The organism is Enterovibrio calviensis DSM 14347 (assembly GCF_000621165.1).
In the GTDB taxonomy this organism is placed as follows: domain Bacteria; phylum Pseudomonadota; class Gammaproteobacteria; order Enterobacterales; family Vibrionaceae; genus Enterovibrio; species Enterovibrio calviensis.
In genome coordinates this window covers 51,028-70,886 of the sequence record NZ_JHZA01000023.1, presented here as the reverse complement: position 1 = coordinate 70,886, position 19,859 = coordinate 51,028, and the positions used below count along the sequence as shown (strand labels likewise).

Here is a 19,859-nt window from a genome sequence, read left to right as displayed (position 1 = left end):
CCAACTGTTATCCCCCACGTCAGGGCAGGTTCCCAGCCATTACTCACCCGTCCGCCGCTCGTCATCTTCAAAAGCAAGCTTTTGAAATGTTACCGCTCGACTTGCATGTGTTAGGCCTGCCGCCAGCGTTCAATCTGAGCCATGATCAAACTCTTCAATTAGAATTTTGTTGTTATCCCTTTTTCCGAAGAAGCAGTTCTAACGCTCAATGAATACTGAATTACTTTTTTGCCCTAAGGCAAAACTGCATTGACTGTGTTGACAGTGTCACTTCGAAAAGCTCAACCATCTTGGGTCACTCAGTTCATTGATAAATCTTATGCCTATCAAGTACGAGTGCCCACACAGATTGTATAGGTCAAATTGTTAAAGAACGTTGACTTGGTCACCGGCTTAACTCGCCGTGTTCCGTGTCGATGGGGCGCAGTATAGGGACTTCAGAAAATGGCGCAAGTGGTTTTATGAAAAAAATCACACTTTCGATGCCAAATGTTCATAAAACACCCGAAAAGGCCACTTTTGGTTAAAAAACACACAACAATCACGATGATCTTGGCAGATCAGGATCTAGAAATCTGATCATTGCTTCAATCAGGTTTCATTTATTTGGCGAGTTTGTGACCAGAAGAGTATTGAGTAAAGCACAGTTAGCGGGTTCTGCACGAAAATATTTGTGAGACTGGCTCTTATCAACCCAGTAAAAATGCGGATCTTCATGATTTCACGCAAATAACGCGAATAACGTTTTCTTTATATAAAAAAGCCCGCTTACGCGGGCTCTTTATATTTTGGCTAAAACGGATGATTACATCATGCCGCCCATACCACCCATGCCGCCCATATCAGGCATTGCTGGGCCATCTTGCTTAGGCTGCTCAGTCACCATTGCTTCAGTGGTGATCATCAGGCCAGCTACAGATGCTGCAAATTGCAGCGCTGAACGAGTTACCTTAGTTGGATCCAAGATACCCATATCAATCATGTCGCCGTATTCGCCCGTTGCTGCGTTGTAACCAAAGCTGCCTTCGCCAGCTTTAACGTTGTTAGCAACAACTGAATCTTCGTCACCTGCGTTCAACGCGATTTGACGAATAGGTGCTTCCATCGCACGAAGTGCTACACGGATACCTACATTTTGTTCTTCGTTATCACCTTGAAGGTCAACAACTTTGCTCGCTGCGCGGATAAGTGCAACACCACCACCAGCAACCACACCTTCTTCTACCGCTGCGCGTGTTGCGTGCAGGGCATCTTCAACGCGGTCTTTCTTCTCTTTCATTTCAACTTCGGTTGCTGCGCCAACTTTGATCACTGCAACGCCGCCTGCCAATTTAGCAACACGCTCTTGCAGTTTCTCTTTGTCGTAGTCAGAAGTTGCATCTTCGATTTGCTGACGGATTTGAGAAACACGGCCTTGGATAGAAACTTCATCACCTGCACCATCAATGATGGTAGTGGTTTCTTTAGTAATAGTGATGCGCTTCGCTTGACCTAGGTCTTCTAGCGTCACTTTCTCTAGTTCCATACCGATTTCTTCAGAAATCACAGTACCAGCAGTCAGTGTCGCGATGTCTTGCAGCATTGCTTTACGACGGTCGCCGAAACCAGGTGCTTTAACAGCAGCCACTTTCACGATGCCGCGCATGTTGTTCACAACCAAAGTTGCTAGTGCTTCACCTTCTACGTCTTCTGCGATGATCAGAAGAGGACGTGAAGATTTCGCTACTGCTTCTAGAGTAGGCAGCAGTTCGCGGATGTTTGATACTTTCTTATCAACCAAAAGGATGAATGGGCTATCTAGATCAACAGAACCCGACTCTTGGTTGTTGATGAAGTAAGGAGACAGGTAACCGCGGTCAAACTGCATACCTTCTACTACATCAAGTTCATCTTGTAGTGATTGACCTTCTTCAACGGTGATAACACCGTCACGGCCAACTTTTTCCATCGCTTCAGCAATCAAAGTACCTACGGTCTCATCAGAGTTAGCTGAGATAGTACCTACTTGAGCGATAGCTTTAGTATCTGCACATGGAACAGACAACGCTTTCAGTTCTTCAACAGCAGCAATAACTGCTTTGTCGATACCGCGCTTCAGATCCATTGGATTCATACCCGCAGCAACAGCTTTCAGACCTTCTGCGATGATGGCTTGAGCAAGAACAGTTGCGGTAGTTGTACCGTCACCCGCAGCATCGTTAGCTTGAGAAGCAACTTCTTTCACCATTTGTGCGCCCATGTTCTGGAATTTGTCTTCCAGTTCAATTTCACGCGCTACAGATACACCATCTTTAGTAATAACAGGCGCGCCGAACGATTTGTCCAGAACCACGTTACGACCTTTAGGGCCAAGGGTCACTTTTACTGCGTTTGCTAGAACGTTTACGCCTTCCAGCATTTTTGTACGAGCATCATTGCCAAATTTAACGTCTTTAGCTGCCATTTCTCTCTTCCTTTATAAAATCTGTTTCTTCAGTGAAATAGTAATTACTCAACGATAGCCATGATGTCGTTTTCAGACAGGATCAGGACTTCTTTACCATCAATTTTTTCAGTTTTGGTGCCGTAACCTTCAGAGAAGATAACCGTGTCGCCAACTTTAACGTCCAATGGCTGAACATTGCCGTTTTCAAGGATACGGCCTTTGCCTACTGCTAGCACAACACCGCGAGTTGATTTCTCTGCAGCTGAACCAGTTAAAACAATGCCACCAGCAGATTTTGATTCAACTTCTTGGCGTTCAACGATTACTCGGTCATGTAGTGGACGAATGTTCATTGGTCGTCTCCTGAATTAATGTAGTGATCCATAGGGGAAAATATATGAGGAACCCACAGTGAGTGTGTTTCCAAAGTACCTCTTAAGTGGGGATGGGTTATCTCAATCCCAAGGGGGATCGTGCAACTTTTTTCCGTTTTTTTGCCGAATAACTTTTGCGGCATCACATTCTATCTATTAGGGTAGCTCTGCCTTAACGATAACGAAGGGGCATCTCGCAATTTCAATATTCCCGCTTTCTTCAGTCTCTTTGAAGAAAACAGCAATCCGAGAGTGGTATGACGGATAAACATGGCCTCTTAACAGGCCCAATCGACCAAGTGCTTAAGAACATGACCATACCAATGGTATTTGGCCTTGTTGCGATCTTGGCATTTAGCCTTGTTGATACCTTCTTTATCTCATTACTGGGTACCGACGCATTGGCGGCTGTCAGCTTTACGTTTCCCATTACTTTTGCGGTGAACTGCATCACCATGGGGATTGGCGTCGGACTCTCTACATGTATTGCGCGTTCGCTGGGTAAGCGCTCGATGAATGATGCAGCGAGGATATCAGGCCACGGTTTGATATTGGCGGTACTGCTGGTTATCGGTGCAAGCGCAATAGGGCTTTTGACGATCGATCCACTTTTTCGATTGCTCGGCGCACACGAGAGTCTGCTTCCGCTTATCCATGACTACATGTTCGTGTGGTATCTGACGATTCCATTACTGGTGATCCCCATGGCGGGGAATTCCGCTATTCGCGCCACTGGCGATACCAAGACCCCCGCCAAGATCATGATCCTTGCAGGGGTTATTAATGGTTTGCTTGACCCTCTATTGATCTTCGGATTAGGCCCTTTCCCTGAACTTGGCGTTCAAGGGGCTGCAATAGCCAGTGGTATTAGCTGGGCGGGTGCGTTGGTTTGTTCTTTGTATGTCCTAATAAAGAGGGAAAAGTTACTGGCTCGCCCATCAACTCGCTACCTGCTTCAAGATTGGAAAGACATCCTTGCCATTGGCACGCCCGCGGCGCTATCAAATGCATTGAATCCGCTGTCTGGCGCAATCCTAATGGCACTTCTTGCTGCTCAAGGCACAGCGGCAGTCGCAGCTTATGGTGCAGCGCAGCGTGTTGAGTCCTTACTGCTTATCGTTATGATGGCGCTGACGTCATCTCTCACCCCACTCATGGCACAAAACTTTGGCGCAAACCATTCGTCTCGCGCATTCGATGCCTTATTTCGAGCCATGCGTTTTTCAGTGTTGTTTCAGTTCATTGTGTTCATCGCTATGGTGCCGCTCAGTTCACCCATCGCTGCGATATTCAGCCAAGAACCTGCCGTGCAAAACAAACTTTGGCATTACCTGATTGTTGTGCCAGCAAGTTATGGCATGCAAGGTGTGATGATGATGTTAGTCAGTGCGTTGAACGCAATGAAAAAGCCAATGCTGGCATTTGCGATGAATTTGGTTCGATTGTTTATACTGCTTTTACCAATGGCATGGTTTGGCAGCGTGATTGATGGGACGGAAGGCATGTTTATTGGTATCGCCGTTGCAAACGGAATAGCAGGAGTCATCGCCTATATCATAGCTTCGCAATTAAGACGGCGCAGCATGCCCGATGTGGCACATACCTAAGCCCAAGTTCATGATCAGAATATGCTAGCGCTCACGGCTCGCGAATCGTGCGGCGGGGATCGCCTCCCGCCTTTTCCAACAAGGCATCAAGCGTATTCAAAAACGATTGGTATTCCTGCCATTCAATCCCAGACATCAACTCTTGTTCCCATGCTCTGGCCTTAGGCAATATTTCAACATACAGCTGCTTTCCTTTCTCGGTCAGATGCAAGAATGCCGCACGTTGATCCTTAGAATCTCGCTGCTTGCTCACCCAACCATTTTGCTCCATCTCGACTAACGTTCGCGATACCCTGACTTTATCCAAGCTCGTCTCTTCAGCCAGTTCTTTGGCTTTGATCCCTTCCCTTGCACCCAACGAAGCCAATATCCGCCACTGAGCTCGGCTAAGACCAAATTCTCGCTCATAAATATGCGCCAGTGAGTCCGCAACATGTGCCGCGGTCTTAACCAGCTTATAAGGTAAAAAGTCATCCAGTTGAAACGGATCTGCTTCTAGCATTTCACTCTCCATCACGGCTCATCAACACAACTTCTCCATCGATAAACAAAATTTCCCCATGCCATTTGGCAAATATCCCAATCACGCACTACGCTAATATAGTTTCAAATGAAACTATATACCAACATTGACCCGTTAAACTGTATTAGGAGGGAAAATGAGAAAGTGGTTTTCATTCCCCATCGTAGAAGGCTCAGCCTCAAGGCAAGCGCATTGCGACTTACCGGAAGGCACGTTTGAACGAGAGTGCGGCAAAGAAGGCTTTTTCGGCCCAGCAACGCATATGTATCATCAGCATGCGCCAACGGGTTGGACTGAATGGGAAGGTGAACTTCGCCCCCATGCTTTTGACACCAACAATGTAGAAGATGTGGGGGACAACCCGCTAACCGCGCCACTGTTACTATCAAACGCCAACGTAAAAGTGCGTCTTTGGCGCTGCACGTCAGCAATGGAATATCTGGTCAGAAACGGCGATGGTGATGACTGCCTCTTTATTCATGAAGGAGCCGGTTCACTGTATTGCGATTATGGCCATTTGCGCTTTCGTGATGGAGACTATCTGATCATTCCTCGTTCTACCAATTGGCGCATTGAGCCTGACTCCCCAATCACCATGTTGATGATCGAAGCAACACATGGATCTTACATGACAGCAGAGCGCGGGCTCGTTGGCGATCACGCCGTATTCGATCCTGCCATGCTCGAATACCCGAAGATCGATGACGCCTTTCTCGCGCAACAGCAAGACGTGAAGCCTTGGCAGGTTTTTCTCAAGTCTCGCGAAGCAATGAACCGCATTACCTACCCTTTCAATCCGCTCGATGCCGTGGGGTGGAAAGGGGAACTCACGGTACTTCGCTTAAATTGGCGCGACATTCGCCCTTTGATGAGTCATCGCTACCACTTGCCACCATCAGCGCACACCACGTTTGTTGCCACCGGCTTTGTCATTTGTACCTTTGTCCCGCGTCCAATTGAATCGGATCCCGGCGCGCTAAAAGTGCCCTTTTATCACAACAACGATGACTACGATGAAGCGATCTTCTATCACAAGGGTAACTTCTTTAGCCGAGACAACATTCACCCCGGCATGATCACCGTCCACCCTTGTGGCTTTCCTCATGGTCCACATCCGAAAGCCTTTGCCGCAGGCGCAAAAGCGACAAAAACGGAAACCGATGAAGTGGCAGTCATGATTGATACCCGTATGCCACTGGATTTGGGCGAGGCCGCAAAGCAAACCGAAGTTAACGACTACGTGATGTCATGGCGTACGCCGCCTCGTGGATAAACAGTACAAGGAGTAAATGATGAAATTAGCTTCCCTTAAACACCGTCGGGATGGAAAACTGATCCTTGTCTCTCGCGATCTCTCTCAAGCAGTTGATGCCTCAGACATTGCCTTCACTCTGCAAGATGCACTTGATGAATGGGCAACGCTTTCGCCCCTGCTACAAGCACGGTATGACGCACTAAATGCCAATACGGTCTCCGGCCGCTTCGCATTTGACCCAAACCGCTGTTCATCTCCCTTACCTCGTGCCTATCAATGGGCCGACGGCAGTGCTTACGTCAACCACGTCGAACTGGTTAGAAAAGCACGTGGCGCAGACATGCCAGAAAGCTTTTGGACCGACCCGCTGATGTACCAAGGTATGTCCGACAAATTTATCGGCCCTTGCGACGATATCGAACTGTGTGATGAAACATGGGGCTGCGATTTCGAAGCCGAAGTCGCGGTGATCACTGACGACGTTTCAATGGCGATCGCATCTAGTGACGCATCAAAACACATTAAGCTACTGATGCTAGTCAACGACGTGTCACTGAGAAATCTCATTCCCGGCGAGCTGGCAAAGGGGTTTGGCTTTTTTCAATCCAAGCCCGCTTCTGCCTTTTCTCCCGTCGCTGTCACGCCCGACGAATTAGGTGAAGATTGGCAAAACAGCAAGGTTCACTTGCCTCTACGCGTGCAACTCAACGAGCACACCTTTGGCGAGCCGAATGCAGGTGTCGACATGACATTTGATTTCGCAGAACTCATTGCCCATGCCGCCAAAAGCCGACCACTGGGCGCTGGCACAATTATCGGTTCAGGGACAGTATCGAATCTCGATCGCTCAAAAGGGTCATGTTGCATTGCAGAGAGACGAATGTTGGAAATTCTGGATCTTGGAGCACCCAAAACACCATTTCTACTCTATGGTGATATGGTCAGTATCGAGATGCATGACAAGGAAGGTTGCTCAATCTTCGGACGGATTGGACAAACGGTTGTCCCCTATCAGATAGCCGGACAAGGAAAATGAGGACGAACGCGCCGTGAAGCTCTATGACTATCCAAAATCATCAGCCTCGTACCGTGTTCGTATTGCACTCAATGTTAAGGGGCTGACGTATCAGTCTCATTGCGTGTCTTTAATCGATGGCGACCAAAGAAGTGATGGTTATACCGCCCTTAACCCAAGTGGGCTGGTACCAACTTTGGTCGACAACGGACAAACACTGACACAATCGCTGGCAATCATAGAATATTTGGAAGAAGTCTATCCATCGCCTTCCTTATTGCCCGCGACATACGCAGCGCGCGCCAAATGCCGAGCCCTAGCGTTAGACATTGCCTGTGATATCCATCCTTTGAACAACCTTCGGGTACTCAAACACCTCACTGGGCCGATGGGGCACAGTGACGACGACAAGCTAGATTGGTATCTGCATTGGCTCCGCGTTGGACTCGGTGCAGTGGAAAAGAAAGTGGAAAGCACACAAACCGCGTTTTGCTGTGATGATATCCCCACGCTCGCCGATATTTGCCTCGTCCCACAACTGTTTAATGCCCGCCGATTTAATCTTGATCTGGCTCCTTATCCAACACTAATAAAAATAGAACAGCGCTGCTTGGCCCTACCTGCCTTTGAGTTGGCGCACCCAGACAATGTTTAGGAGCAAGCATGCCACATCAGCCTCTTTGGCAACCCAGCGCAAAGCGTGTTGCCAATGCTAACCTGACCGACTTTATTAACACCGTAAACCGTCAGCACGGATTAAGCCTCACCGAGTACGACCAACTGTATGCATGGTCAATAAAAGAAAGTGAAGCCTTTTGGCAGTCACTTTGGCAGTTTTCAGGTGTCGTCGGCGATCAAGGCGAGCGCATCGTAGATAGACCAGATACCGATCCAAATAAAAATAGCCGCTGGTTTCCAGATGCAAAACTGAACTTTGCCGAAAACCTTCTGCAATGGGTCAAAGACATGCCAGATAAAGATGCGATTGTCTTTTCTGGCGAAGACGAACAAGCCAGCACGGTATCGTGGGCTGAACTTGTTCGACAGGTCAGTTGCGTCGCCGCATATTTGAAACGTTGCGACGTCCAAAAAGGAGATGTCGTAGCCGGGTATCTGCCGAATATCGCCGAAACCGTTGTCGCCATGTTAGCGGCCTCATCACTCGGCGCGATTTGGACATCCACATCCCCCGACTTTGGCACAGATAGCGTTCTAGACCGATTCGGTCAGACACAACCCAAAGTGCTGTTTACCACCGATGCTTATCATTACAACGGTAAATCTCACAACAACCTCGACAAAGCGCGAGCAGTGCGAAACGGCGTGGAGAAACTCACGCATATGGTGGTGATCCCCTACGTAGGCGGTACACCGCTCAATGAAGACGAAACCTGCTGGCGCGCAATATTGGCACAGCCTGCCGAGCCACTCACCTTCACGCGCGTCGGCTTTAACGATCCGCTTTATGTGTTGTATTCCTCCGGCACGACTGGCAAACCCAAGTGCATCATTCACAGTGTGGGTGGCATGCTGCTCAATCACTTGAAAGAGCATCAACTCCATTCAGACGTCAAAGCGGGCGACCGCGTCTTCTACTTCACGACCTGTGGTTGGATGATGTGGAACTGGCTAGCGAGCGCATTGGCTAGCGGAGCCACACTGGTATTGTTTGATGGGTCGCCGTTCTATCCGGACGCGGGTGTATTATGGCGCCTGACTGACGCCCAAAACGTATCTCTATTTGGCACCTCCGCTAAGTATCTCGAAGCACTAGAAAAGCAACATTACTCACCAATGCGTGAGCACTCACTCACTAGCCTTCAAGCCATATGCTCAACCGGATCTGTGTTAGCACCGGAGCAATTTGAGTATGTCTACAAAGACGTGAAGAAAGATGTGCAGTTAAGCTCTATTGCAGGCGGTACAGACATCTGTGGGTGCTTTGTATTGGGAAGCCCCATTTCACCCGTGTATCAAGGTCAAAGTCAGGTGCGTGGACTTGGCTTAGATGTCGAAGTGTTCAACAACGACGGCAAACCCGTTAGCGGAGAAAAAGGAGAGCTGGTTTGTTGCAACAGCTTCCCCAATCAGCCAGTCGGCTTTTGGCACGACACCAATGGCGAGCGCTATCACAAAGCCTATTGGGACAAGATTGAAGACATCTGGTTTCATGGCGATTACGTCGAGCTAACGGAAGAAGGTGGCATGGTGTTCTTTGGTCGCTCTGATGCCATCTTAAACCCAGGCGGTGTTCGTATTGGTACCGCGGAAATCTACCGACACGTCAATCAACTGGATGAAATCATCGATTCTGTGGTGATTGGGCAAGAGTGGCAAAACGATGTGCGTGTGGTGCTATTCGTGAAGCTCAAAGCCGGCGTTGATTTGGGCGACAATTTAGAACGGAAAATTCGTTCCACGATTCGTACCAGTTGCACACCAAGGCATGTACCCGCCAAGATCGTTGCCATTACCGATATTCCTCGAACCAAATCCGGAAAGTTGGCAGAGCTGGCAGTACGAGACGTCGTGCATGGTCGAGCCGTTGCTCAGCTAAGTGCCTTGGATAACCCGGAATCTCTCAGTCAATTCAAAGACAGACCCGAACTACAGGAATAAGCCGCAGCCCCACGCGATTTAGCGAGGTTACAACTACTGTGGCAAAAAATACAAAAGCCAACCGACAGGTTGGCTTTTTGGTATCTCAGTGTTCATGACCAAAGATCAGAACAGACGACTCGTTCAAACTGGTTAACTCAAACGAATCAATTTAAAAAGGTTAATTCAAACGAGTTAATTCAGGCGATCATTGTCATCATTTTTTTTCTGGTATTCACCTTCAAACGTGCTGCCCTTACCAGAGCCATCACGGGATGAACCATTGTCAGGACCACCAAATGGACCTTGACCGAACGGGCCTTGTTGCTGAAACCCACTTTGGAAGCTCGCCACTTTTACACGGCTCATAAATTGTTTCGCTAACCACGCACGTGGCCAAGGCAAAAGCACCGCCATGCCCATGGCATCGGTCATAAATCCTGGAGTAAGCAGCAATACACCTGCCACAGCAAGCATCACGCCTTCAACAATCTGTTGCGCGGGTAATTCACCCTGATTCATGCGTTGTTGAACCGTCAGCAACGTTTGTAAACCCTGACTACGCACCAAAGACGCCCCCACAATCGCCGTCAACAAAATCAACGCAACCGTTGGCCATAGCCCCAATACGCCGCCTACTTGAATGAACAAGGCGATTTCGATAATTGGAACGACGATAAACATCAAAAGCAAAATAGGAAACACGCTGGAACCTCGTTTTCGTTCAAAGAGTCATTACGTTCACGACCATACTAACACCGCTCACCCTCGAATGTGGAGATCACCCATTCGTTCGACTTTACGGCGCTAACGACATTTCGTCGTCGCGTTCTTTTCATTATCAAGTTCAACCACGATATCGTACAGGCCTTAACAGTATCAATACGTTTCTATAGCGTTGGAAAACAATGAGAAACAAACTCAATGCAGATCTAGATCACATAACTGTGCAATTCGTATCACTTCGTTTTGATTGGTGATCTGACTCATGTTTTTGCGGGAAGGGATCAGTAGAATTCAACAGTATAAACCGGATGAAATAGCATTATCATCCAGCCAAAATCTCTGGTGAACGGACTCTACAGCGAAATTTGCGGCTAATAATTATCCAATATAAGTTTCTTTTTAGGGCCAAACTATGTCACAGACGATTGATATCGCAAGCAACCTGATCCCTCCACATCTTGCTACTCGCATTGAAGAAGATTTACTTGGTGAGCGTCACGTTCCTTCTGATGCGTACTATGGTATTCACACCCTACGCGCGATGGAAAACTTCAATATTTCCCGCACTACGATTTCTGATGTACCAGAGTTTGTTCGTGGCATGGTATTCACCAAGAAAGCCGCAGCGATGGCAAACAAAGAACTGGGCGTGATCCCTTCAGATGTGGGCGACTACATCATCAAAGCGTGTGACCTAATTTTGGACACCGGCAAGTGCATGGATCAATTCCCATCGGACGTTTACCAAGGTGGTGCCGGCACTTCCGTTAACATGAACGCTAACGAAGTGATCGCCAACCTCGCGCTTGAGTTGATGGGCAAAGAGAAAGGCGAATACGATGTTGTGAACCCTAACGACCACGTAAACAAAAGCCAATCCACAAACTGTGCATACCCAACAGGCTTCCGTGTCGCGGTATACAACAGCATCCTGACACTAATGAACTCCATCAGCTACCTACAAAGCGAGTTCGAAGGCGTTGCCAACGCGAACAAAAACGTATTGAAAATGGGTCGTACCCAGCTTCAAGATGCCGTACCAATGACAGTGGGCCAAGAATTCCACGCGTTTGCCGTACTGCTAAAAGAAGAAGAGAAGAACCTTAAATACACCGCAGAATTGCTGCTTGAAGTTAACCTTGGCGCAACCGCGATCGGTACTGGCCTTAACGCTGCGGCAGGCTACCAACAACTGGCTGTTCAGCGTTTAGCTGAAGTGACGGGTTTGAACTGTACTCCAGCAGAAGACCTTATCGAAGCAACCTCTGACTGTGGCGCGTATGTGATGGTTCACAGTGCGCTAAAACGTCTTGCCGTGAAGCTATCGAAAATCTGTAACGACCTGCGTTTGCTCTCTTCTGGCCCTCGCTCAGGATTAAATGAAATTAATCTTCCTGAAATGCAGGCAGGATCGTCTATCATGCCTGCCAAAGTGAACCCAGTGATCCCAGAAGTGGTGAATCAGGTGTGCTTTAAGGTTATCGGCAACGACACCACCATCACCTTTGCAGCAGAAGCGGGTCAGCTTCAGTTGAATGTGATGGAGCCAGTGATTGGTCAAGCGCTGTTCGAATCGATTGAGATTCTGTCTAACGCGTGTATCAACCTCGGCGAGAAATGCGTGAAAGGCATTACAGTGAACAAAGAGATCTGTGAGAGCTATGTATTTAACTCAATCGGTATCGTGACCTACTTGAACCCGTTCATCGGTCACCATGAAGGCGACATCGTCGGTAAAATCTGTGCTGAAACCGGCAAGAACGTTCGCGATGTGGTCCTTGAGCGTGGACTTCTGACCGAAGAGCAACTCGACGATATCTTCTCTGTCGAAAACTTGATGCACCCTCAATACAAAGCGAAACGCTATAACTAAGTATTGATAAAAAGGGTACTCACATTGAGTACCCTTTTTTATAATCGCTCGCCAGCATCGGGCTGGACACTGAAAACAAACGCAGCGGCTTTTATCGCATGACACTCTCCCACCAAAATCCATTCAAATGATGGCTAAGGGCGACATCGATGATAGCGACTCCGTTTGTTTTTTTGTTTTTGGTTTTTTATTTAAGTAGGAGTTACCTATGGTAGCCGTGGAGTTATTCGTCGTTCTGGCCTTTATCTATTTAGGGGCCCGCATCGGTGGTATTGGTATCGGTTTAGCCGGTGGCGCAGGCGTTATCGCACTGTCATTGTTTCTGGGAATGCCCACCAGCCAAAGCTACATTCCCATTGATGTCATCTTGATCATTATGTCTGTTATCACCGCGATTGCAGCGATGCAGGTCGCAGGCGGTATGGATTGGCTGGTTGAGAAAGCAGAGAACTTCCTACGCAAAAACCCTAAGAAAATCACCTTTTATGCGCCCATTGTAACTTACTTAATGACACTGATGGCGGGCACGGGCCATACCGCGTTTTCGACATTGCCAGTTATTGCTGAAGTTGCCAAAGAGCAAGGTATTCGTCCGTCACGCCCATTGTCTATTGCCGTTGTTGCTTCTCAAATTGCCATCACCGCATCGCCTATTTCGGCTGCTGTGGTGTTCTTCTCTGGGATCCTTGAACCTCTTGGTATTGGCTACCTCACCCTGTTGGCAATTTGTATTCCAACCACTTTCATCGCCTGTATGGCAGGTGCATTCGTGGCGAATTTCATGGGCTGCGAATTGAAAGACGATCCGGTTTATCAAGACCGTTTGTCAAAAGGCCAAATTAAGCTTCAAGGCACAGAAAAACGCGTCATCGCACCAACAGCCAAAAAAGCGACTTACATTTTCCTGACAGCCATCGTTCTTGTTGTGGCTTATGCCGCTGCCATTTCAGGCTCTATCGGTTTGATTGAAAACCCAACATTGGGCCGCAATGAAGCCATCATGACCTTCATGCTGGCAGCCGCGTCGCTCATCGTTCTTACAACCGGCATTGATGCGTCTAAAATTGCCGCTGCACCGACGTTCCGATCAGGCATGACAGCGTGTGTATGTGTATTGGGTGTGGCTTGGTTAGGTTCGACCTTTGTTAACGCACACGTTGAAGGCATTAAAGAAGTGGCTGGTACTCTATTGTCAGATTACCCATGGATGCTGGCATTGGTGTTGTTCTTTGCTTCTATGTTGCTTTACTCACAAGGCGCAACCACAGTTGCATTGATGCCTGCCGCTTTGGCGATAGGTGTTGCACCACTGACAGCGATTGCGTCATTTGCTGCGGTATCTGCATTGTTTGTATTGCCAACCTACCCAACGTTACTTGCCGCAGTAGAAATGGATGACACAGGGTCAACCCGTATCGGCAATCTTGTCTTCAACCACCCATTTTTCATTCCAGGTGTGGTGACCATTGCAACGTCTGTCGCACTAGGCTTTGTGATCGGCGGGTTAGTGCTGTAGATAGCAGTTAAATCCCAACAAGCTATTATCAAAGGGCTCTTCGGAGCTCTTTTCTGTGCGCTTTTACCAATACCAATACCAATACCAATACCAATACCAATACCAATCATCTCAATTCATCAATATTGAACGACTCAATCTTTCCGTTCTCATTATCGAGTACTTTCTGGAAACGAATTCGGGCTTTTCCGGTCTCAGTGATATAGTTCTTTTCTCTTTTAGGATTAACGGTTGCTAATGAAGGCCATGTCAAAGATAGGCTCGCGATTTTTCGCACTTTTTGCCTTTACGCTATTTAGCGTATTTCCAGCGCATGCAGAGTTTTCTCTGTTTAACTCTCCCGTTCCTTCGATAGGCACTGCACCCAAATTTGTGCCTGCCGATCAAGCGTTTCCGTTCAACTTCACGCAGCAAGGCGATCGCGTCTATCTTGATTGGCAAGTCACGCCAGGCTATTACCTCTATCAAGATAAAATCGAGGTCAATTCCAGTGAAGATGCAGAAGTCGGCGCACTCACCATGCGCCAAGGCTTGCCGCACAACGATGAGTTTTTTGGCGAAGTCTTTATCTTCAAAAAACCATTAACCGTGACAGTGCCAATTGTTCACGCCACTAACAACAGCTCACTAAAAGTGACCTATCAAGGGTGTGCGGAAGCCGGTTTTTGTTATCCACCAGAAACCATCTCAGTCCCTTTAAGCGCGGTGAATGGTTCAACTAATGGTAATGACCCCACAAACTCCGTCGATAACACGAGCAGCCAAAACCAACGTGCAGCCTTACCAGCAACGGCTGAAACTCAAACCACATCATCAAGCTCAAACACCGAAGTCAGCAGCTTAGCGGACAATTGGTGGCAACCTTTGTTGTTTCTAGGCCTTGGTATCGGGTTGGCGTTTACGCCTTGCGTATTGCCTATGTACCCGATTCTCACTGGCATCGTTCTCGGCGGTGGTAAGAAGACTCATGGGCAAACGTTCAAGCTTTCCATGCTTTACGTTCAAGGCATGGCGCTGACATACACCCTGCTCGGTCTCGTTGTTGCCTCGGCGGGTTTACAGTTTCAGGCAGCCTTTCAGCACCCCTATGTGCTCATGGGGTTAAGCGGTTTGTTTGTGTTACTGGCGCTGTCGATGTTCGGTGTCTTTAACCTACAACTTCCCGCCAGCCTTCAAACCAAACTCAGCGAGATGAGTAACCATCAGAAAGGTGGCAGCAGCGCTGGCGTGTTTGCGATGGGCGCGATTTCAGGGCTGATCTGTTCGCCTTGCACCACGGCTCCTCTTTCTGGCGCGTTACTGTATGTCGCGCAAAGTGGCGACCTACTCACAGGAGCGGTAACGCTGTATGCGTTGGCGTTAGGTATGGGGATCCCACTGATTATCGCCGCCATGTTTGGCAACAAACTGCTGCCAAAAGCAGGGGCGTGGATGGATCGTGTGAAAACCTTCTTTGGGCTGATTTTGCTCGCCGCCCCTATCTTCCTGTTAGAAAGGTTACTGCCAGAAAATATCAGCGTATGGCTGTGGGCTTTATGGTTACTGGTGTCACTGAGCTGGCTCTATCACATCAGTCGTTCACTGAAGCCAGGCAAGCTCGCCAGTGCCTTGGGTATCGTGGCGATTCTCGGACTCAGTGGTGGTGCGGCTTATACCTATAACGCTTTAGTGAGCCCCACAGTTAAAGCGACCATTCCGTCAGTAGAATTCATCAAGATAGTGACAAACGAAGATCTCAACCGCGAACTAGCGGCAGCAAAAAAAGCGGGTAAACCCGTTATGCTCGATTTCTATGCGGATTGGTGCGTGGCCTGCAAAGAGTTTGAAAAATACACCTTCCATGACGCCAGTGTCGCACCAAAATTACAGGACTTTGTATTGCTACAAGCTGACGTTACCGCCAATCGACCACAAGATATCAAGCTGCTTATGTCGCTCAATGTTCTTGGTTTGCCGACACTGGATTTTTGGGATGAGAACGGCAACCCAATGCCCGACGCCAGATTAACGGGCTTTATGAAGCCAGCGCCCTTTCTGTCTCACTTAGCGCAAAATCAGCTGATTAATTCTCAGAACTAATTGCAGTCAAACTTGATCCCGACGACATTGCCGCCAATGACGGGGGATCAAGCTCTTAATTCGCACCTATGCAAATTGATCAATTTACCCCCCAGTGTTAACTTTTTTGTTAAAGACGTATTAATGAAATTGTTATGGACGCTCAATACACCATTGTCATCGCTGACGATCATCCCTTGTTTCGCAATGCACTGTTTCAATCCGTGCATATGGCGATCAGTGGTGCCAATCTGCTGGAAGCCGATTCACTCGACAGTTTGTCAGCCCTTTTAGAGAAAGAGCCTGACATTGATTTGCTGCTTCTCGATCTCAAAATGCCCGGTGCCAATGGTATGTCGGGATTGATTCATTTGCGTGTGCAATACCCCGAACTTCCTATTGTTGTGGTGTCTGCCAGTGAAGAAGCGAGTGTTGTTCGACAAGTCAAAGCCAATGGCGCGGTTGGGTTCATTCCTAAATCCAGCGACATGCGAGAGCTGATTAACTCGCTCAATCATGTGCTAGATGGCGAACCTTGTTTTCCTGCAGGCATCGACTTTAGCGGACACAGTGACGAAGAAACCATCATGGAGAAAGTCGCTTCACTTACCCCTCAACAATACAAAGTGCTGGGTATGTTGTCTGACGGCTTGCTCAATAAGCAAATTGCCTACGAATTGGATGTCTCAGAAGCGACCATCAAAGCGCACATGACCGCTATTTTTCGCAAACTAGGGGTTAAGAACCGCACACAAGCGGTGATTTTGCTGCAGCAAAGCAGTCCTGATCACTAACCTTTCCCGAAACACTCTCACATCTCGCTTTAATTTTTGTACATTCAGCCAGCAGTCAGCGCCGTGTGATAACATTGCTTATCACAGTTCGCTGTTCTGGCGAGCCATCTTTTGACCTTCTCTACCTGTTAGGAGGCCATTCTTGCTTACTGCACTGATCACTCAATTCGTTGTCCTTTGGGCTGTCATCGACCCTATTGGATCCGTTCCGGTTTACCTTTCACAAACCAGCCACATGACCAAACAGCAGCGCCGAATCGTCGCCATCAAAGCTGTGACCATCTCTTCATGTATCTTGTTATTCTTTCTCATTGCTGGACAGTTCCTGCTCGAAGCGATGCAAATTCCTCTGCCCGCCTTTCAGGCTGCGGGCGGTTTAGTGTTGTTGCTGTTTGCATTAACCATGATATTTGGCGAGAGCAAACCCGACCAAGAAACAAAAATGAGCAGTGATAACCTGTCGCGCTCTGATTTATCCGCTACTGCCGTTTACCCCTTAGCCGTGCCGTCCATTGCCTCCCCAGGTGCAATGATGGCGATTGTGATGCTGACTGATAACCACCGCTTTGCCCTCGTAGAACAAGCCATGACCGCAGGCATTATGATGCTGGTATTGGTAGCAACCTTGCTACTGTTGCTCAGTGCTAATGTCATCCACAGAATCATCGGTCATGTCGGGGCATCCATCATAAGCCGCGTTATGGGTTTAATCCTTGCAGCCGTTGCAACCAGCAATTTGCTACAGGGCATCCTCGACTTTTACACCTTAGCCTAAAGACTATTAGACCTTTGGCGTAGTTAACAACCTGTTAACATGCCGAAGGTTTGTCTCACATCACATAAAACCCTATCTCACAGGCAGTTACGGGCTTTTCCGCCTCGACTAAAGTTGCAGTGTTTCCTTATACCTAGGCTGCTATTGTCGAAGCGTAACAATCCGTTAACCCGTCACTTAAGGAGATGGTGATGTCTGAGGAACAGAAAAGAGATAACGCCCAAGCGTACTGGCAAAAAAATGTCAGGCTAATGGCTGGCTTACTGGTCGTTTGGTTCGTGGTGTCATTTGGATGCGGCATCTTATTTGTCGATGAGCTGAATCAAATTCGCATCGGCGGCTATAAGCTGGGCTTTTGGTTTGCACAGCAAGGTTCAATCTACACCTTTCTAGCAATCATATTTATTTACGCTTTTCAAATGCGCAAACTCGACCGTGAGTTTGGCGTAGAAGACGACGAGTAAGGAGCTGTATCATGGATTTGAAAACCGTTACTTACCTTGTCGTAGGTTTTACGTTTGTGCTGTATATCGGCATCGCGATTTGGGCTCGCGCTGGCTCAACTAAAGAGTTCTACGTTGCAGGTGGTGGTGTTAACCCCGTTGCAAACGGTATGGCAACAGCCGCAGACTGGATGTCAGCAGCATCGTTTATCTCAATGGCTGGTCTTATTGGCTTCATGGGATACGGTGGCTCAGTATTTTTGATGGGTTGGACTGGTGGCTACGTTCTGCTGGCTCTGCTTCTCGCACCTTACCTACGTAAATTTGGTAAGTTTACTGTGCCAGAGTTTATCGGTGAGCGTTTCTACTCAAACACTGCCCGTATTGTGGCCGTTATCTGTTTGATTATTGCGTCTATCACTTACGTAATCGGTCAAATGAAAGGTGTTGGCGTTGCGTTCGGTCGCTTCCTAGAAGTGGACTACGAAACAGGCCTCTACATCGGTATGGCTATCGTATTCATGTACGCTGTTTTCGGTGGCATGAAAGGCATTACCTATACCCAGATCGCGCAGTACTGTGTCCTCATTTTGGCTTACACCATTCCAGCTATCTTTATCTCGCTGCAACTAACGGGTCACCCTCTGCCACAAATTGGCTTAGGTAGCACCATGACGGGGACAGATACCTACTTGCTCGATCGGCTTGATCAAGTGGTGACCGAACTCGGCTTCAGCGAATACACAACATCAGTACGTGGTGACACTCTTAACATGTTCGTCTACACCCTGTCTCTGATGATTGGTACAGCTGGTTTGCCACACGTTATCATCCGTTTCTTCACTGTACCTAAAGTCCGTGATGCACGTATCTCTGCAGGTTGGGCATTGTTCTTCATCGCGATTCTTTACACCACTGCACCTGCTGTTGCTGCAATGGCGCGTTTGAACTTAATGGACACTGTTAACCCAGCGCCTGGTCAGCACCTCGCCTATGACGAGCGCCCTGATTGGTTCAAAAACTGGGAGAAAACAGGCCTACTCGGTTTTGACGACAAGAACAATGATGGCGAAATCAACTACACCTCAAGCGCTGCAACGAACGAACTGAAAGTTGACCGTGACATCATGGTTCTAGCGAACCCTGAAATCGCGAAACTTCCTAACTGGGTGATTGCATTGGTAGCGGCAGGTGGTCTTGCTGCGGCACTGTCCACAGCGGCAGGTCTCCTATTGGCAATATCCTCTGCGGTGTCTCATGACCTATTGAAAGGGGTCGTGATGCCGAACATATCAGAGAAGAATGAGCTTATGGCGAGCCGGATAGCTATGGCCTTTGCCATCGCCTTCGCGGGGTACCTCGGACTCAATCCGCCCGGATTCGCCGCAGGCACGGTGGCACTCGCCTTCGGCCTGGCAGGCTCGTCCATCTTCCCTGCTCTGATGATGGGTATCTTCTCGAAGACCATCAATAAAGAAGGCGCTATCGCCGGTATGATTGCAGGTATCAGCGTAACCTTGTTCTATGTATTCCAACACAAAGGCATCTTGTTTGTGTCTGATTGGAAATACCTACAAGACTGGGGCAGCAACTGGTTCTTCGGCATTGAACCAAACGCATTTGGTGCTATCGGTGCGATGATTAACTTTGCCGTAGCAATCGCGATTTCTCGTGTAACCGCAGCAACACCACAACACGTGAAAGACCTTGTAGAACACGTGCGTATTCCTGCAGGCGCAGGCGATGCACAGTCACACTAATCCTCTTCGTCTCGCTGCTCGCAGCGTAGGAAGCGACTCGCTTCTAAAAAGAAGGGTATAAGCATCACGTTACCGCTAAAAAGCCCCTTAATGGGGCTTTTTTTAAGGTATGTTTAG

Annotated in this window: 16 protein-coding genes and 1 rRNA gene; 12 read left to right on the top strand and 5 right to left on the bottom strand. The window is 48.3% G+C overall.

The window, feature by feature from the left end:
• From Q365_RS0117240 to Q365_RS0117230, 3 genes are all read right to left on the bottom strand, one after another.
• Window positions 1–161 (bottom strand): 16S ribosomal RNA (locus Q365_RS0117240); the annotation flags it as partial.
• Between the two features lie 644 nt (window positions 162–805).
• A complete protein-coding gene (groL, locus tag Q365_RS0117235) occupies window positions 806–2,443 on the bottom strand; it encodes a chaperonin GroEL (protein ID WP_028024515.1) in 1,638 nt (545 codons plus the stop codon).
• Window positions 2,444–2,487: 44 nt separating this feature from the next.
• Window positions 2,488–2,778, bottom strand: coding sequence for a co-chaperone GroES (locus Q365_RS0117230; RefSeq protein WP_002541974.1), 291 nt, complete (start codon window positions 2,776–2,778; stop codon window positions 2,488–2,490).
• 278 nt (window positions 2,779–3,056) lie between these two features.
• On the opposite strand from Q365_RS0117230, the gene Q365_RS0117225 reads away from it, so the two are divergent.
• Window positions 3,057–4,406 (top strand): MATE family efflux transporter, encoded by a 1,350-nt coding sequence (locus Q365_RS0117225; RefSeq protein ID WP_028024514.1) that lies wholly within the window; start codon window positions 3,057–3,059, stop codon window positions 4,404–4,406.
• Window positions 4,407–4,437: 31 nt separating this feature from the next.
• Here Q365_RS0117225 and Q365_RS0117220 read toward each other — a convergent pair whose 3' ends face one another.
• Window positions 4,438–4,908, bottom strand: a complete 471-nt coding sequence (locus tag Q365_RS0117220) for a MarR family winged helix-turn-helix transcriptional regulator (protein WP_028024513.1) — start codon at window positions 4,906–4,908, stop codon at window positions 4,438–4,440.
• A gap of 157 nt (window positions 4,909–5,065) precedes the next feature.
• On the opposite strand from Q365_RS0117220, the gene Q365_RS0117215 reads away from it, so the two are divergent.
• From Q365_RS0117215 to Q365_RS0117200, 4 genes are read left to right on the top strand one after another with little or no spacing between them, the layout of a single operon-like run.
• Window positions 5,066–6,202: a homogentisate 1,2-dioxygenase gene (locus tag Q365_RS0117215; protein ID WP_028024512.1), complete on the top strand. Its 1,137-nt coding sequence runs from the start codon at window positions 5,066–5,068 to the stop codon at window positions 6,200–6,202.
• A gap of 19 nt (window positions 6,203–6,221) precedes the next feature.
• Entirely contained in the window at window positions 6,222–7,220 is a 999-nt protein-coding gene (locus tag Q365_RS0117210; RefSeq protein ID WP_028024511.1) for a fumarylacetoacetate hydrolase family protein, read from the top strand.
• A gap of 13 nt (window positions 7,221–7,233) precedes the next feature.
• Complete coding sequence (gene maiA, locus Q365_RS0117205) at window positions 7,234–7,854, top strand: maleylacetoacetate isomerase (RefSeq protein WP_028024510.1); 621 nt, start codon at window positions 7,234–7,236, stop codon at window positions 7,852–7,854.
• Between the two features lie 8 nt (window positions 7,855–7,862).
• Window positions 7,863–9,818, top strand: coding sequence for an acetoacetate--CoA ligase (locus Q365_RS0117200; protein ID WP_028024509.1), 1,956 nt, complete (start codon window positions 7,863–7,865; stop codon window positions 9,816–9,818).
• 174 nt (window positions 9,819–9,992) lie between these two features.
• Here Q365_RS0117200 and Q365_RS0117195 read toward each other — a convergent pair whose 3' ends face one another.
• The gene (locus Q365_RS0117195; protein WP_028024508.1) at window positions 9,993–10,502 is read right to left on the bottom strand and encodes an FxsA family protein; all 510 of its coding nucleotides are present in this window, start codon (window positions 10,500–10,502) and stop codon (window positions 9,993–9,995) included.
• Window positions 10,503–10,935: 433 nt separating this feature from the next.
• On the opposite strand from Q365_RS0117195, the gene aspA reads away from it, so the two are divergent.
• From aspA to Q365_RS0117160, 7 genes are all read left to right on the top strand, one after another.
• Window positions 10,936–12,396 (top strand): aspartate ammonia-lyase, encoded by a 1,461-nt coding sequence (aspA, locus tag Q365_RS0117190; protein ID WP_028024507.1) that lies wholly within the window; start codon window positions 10,936–10,938, stop codon window positions 12,394–12,396.
• A 208-nt stretch (window positions 12,397–12,604) separates the two neighbouring features.
• Window positions 12,605–13,912, top strand: coding sequence for an anaerobic C4-dicarboxylate transporter (locus Q365_RS0117185; RefSeq protein ID WP_028024506.1), 1,308 nt, complete (start codon window positions 12,605–12,607; stop codon window positions 13,910–13,912).
• Window positions 13,913–14,158: 246 nt separating this feature from the next.
• Window positions 14,159–15,991, top strand: a complete 1,833-nt coding sequence (locus tag Q365_RS0117180) for a protein-disulfide reductase DsbD (protein WP_028024505.1) — start codon at window positions 14,159–14,161, stop codon at window positions 15,989–15,991.
• Between the two features lie 134 nt (window positions 15,992–16,125).
• Window positions 16,126–16,764 carry a response regulator transcription factor gene (locus Q365_RS0117175; protein ID WP_028024504.1) on the top strand — a complete coding sequence of 213 codons (639 nt, stop codon included), beginning with the start codon at window positions 16,126–16,128 and terminating at the stop codon, window positions 16,762–16,764.
• Window positions 16,765–16,906: 142 nt separating this feature from the next.
• Window positions 16,907–17,539 (top strand): MarC family protein, encoded by a 633-nt coding sequence (locus Q365_RS0117170; RefSeq protein WP_028024503.1) that lies wholly within the window; start codon window positions 16,907–16,909, stop codon window positions 17,537–17,539.
• Between the two features lie 191 nt (window positions 17,540–17,730).
• The gene (locus Q365_RS0117165; RefSeq protein ID WP_028024502.1) at window positions 17,731–18,003 is read left to right on the top strand and encodes a DUF4212 domain-containing protein; all 273 of its coding nucleotides are present in this window, start codon (window positions 17,731–17,733) and stop codon (window positions 18,001–18,003) included.
• An 11-nt stretch (window positions 18,004–18,014) separates the two neighbouring features.
• Window positions 18,015–19,742, top strand: a complete 1,728-nt coding sequence (locus Q365_RS0117160) for a sodium:solute symporter family protein (RefSeq protein WP_028024501.1) — start codon at window positions 18,015–18,017, stop codon at window positions 19,740–19,742.
• The last annotated feature ends 117 nt before the right edge of the window (window positions 19,743–19,859 follow it).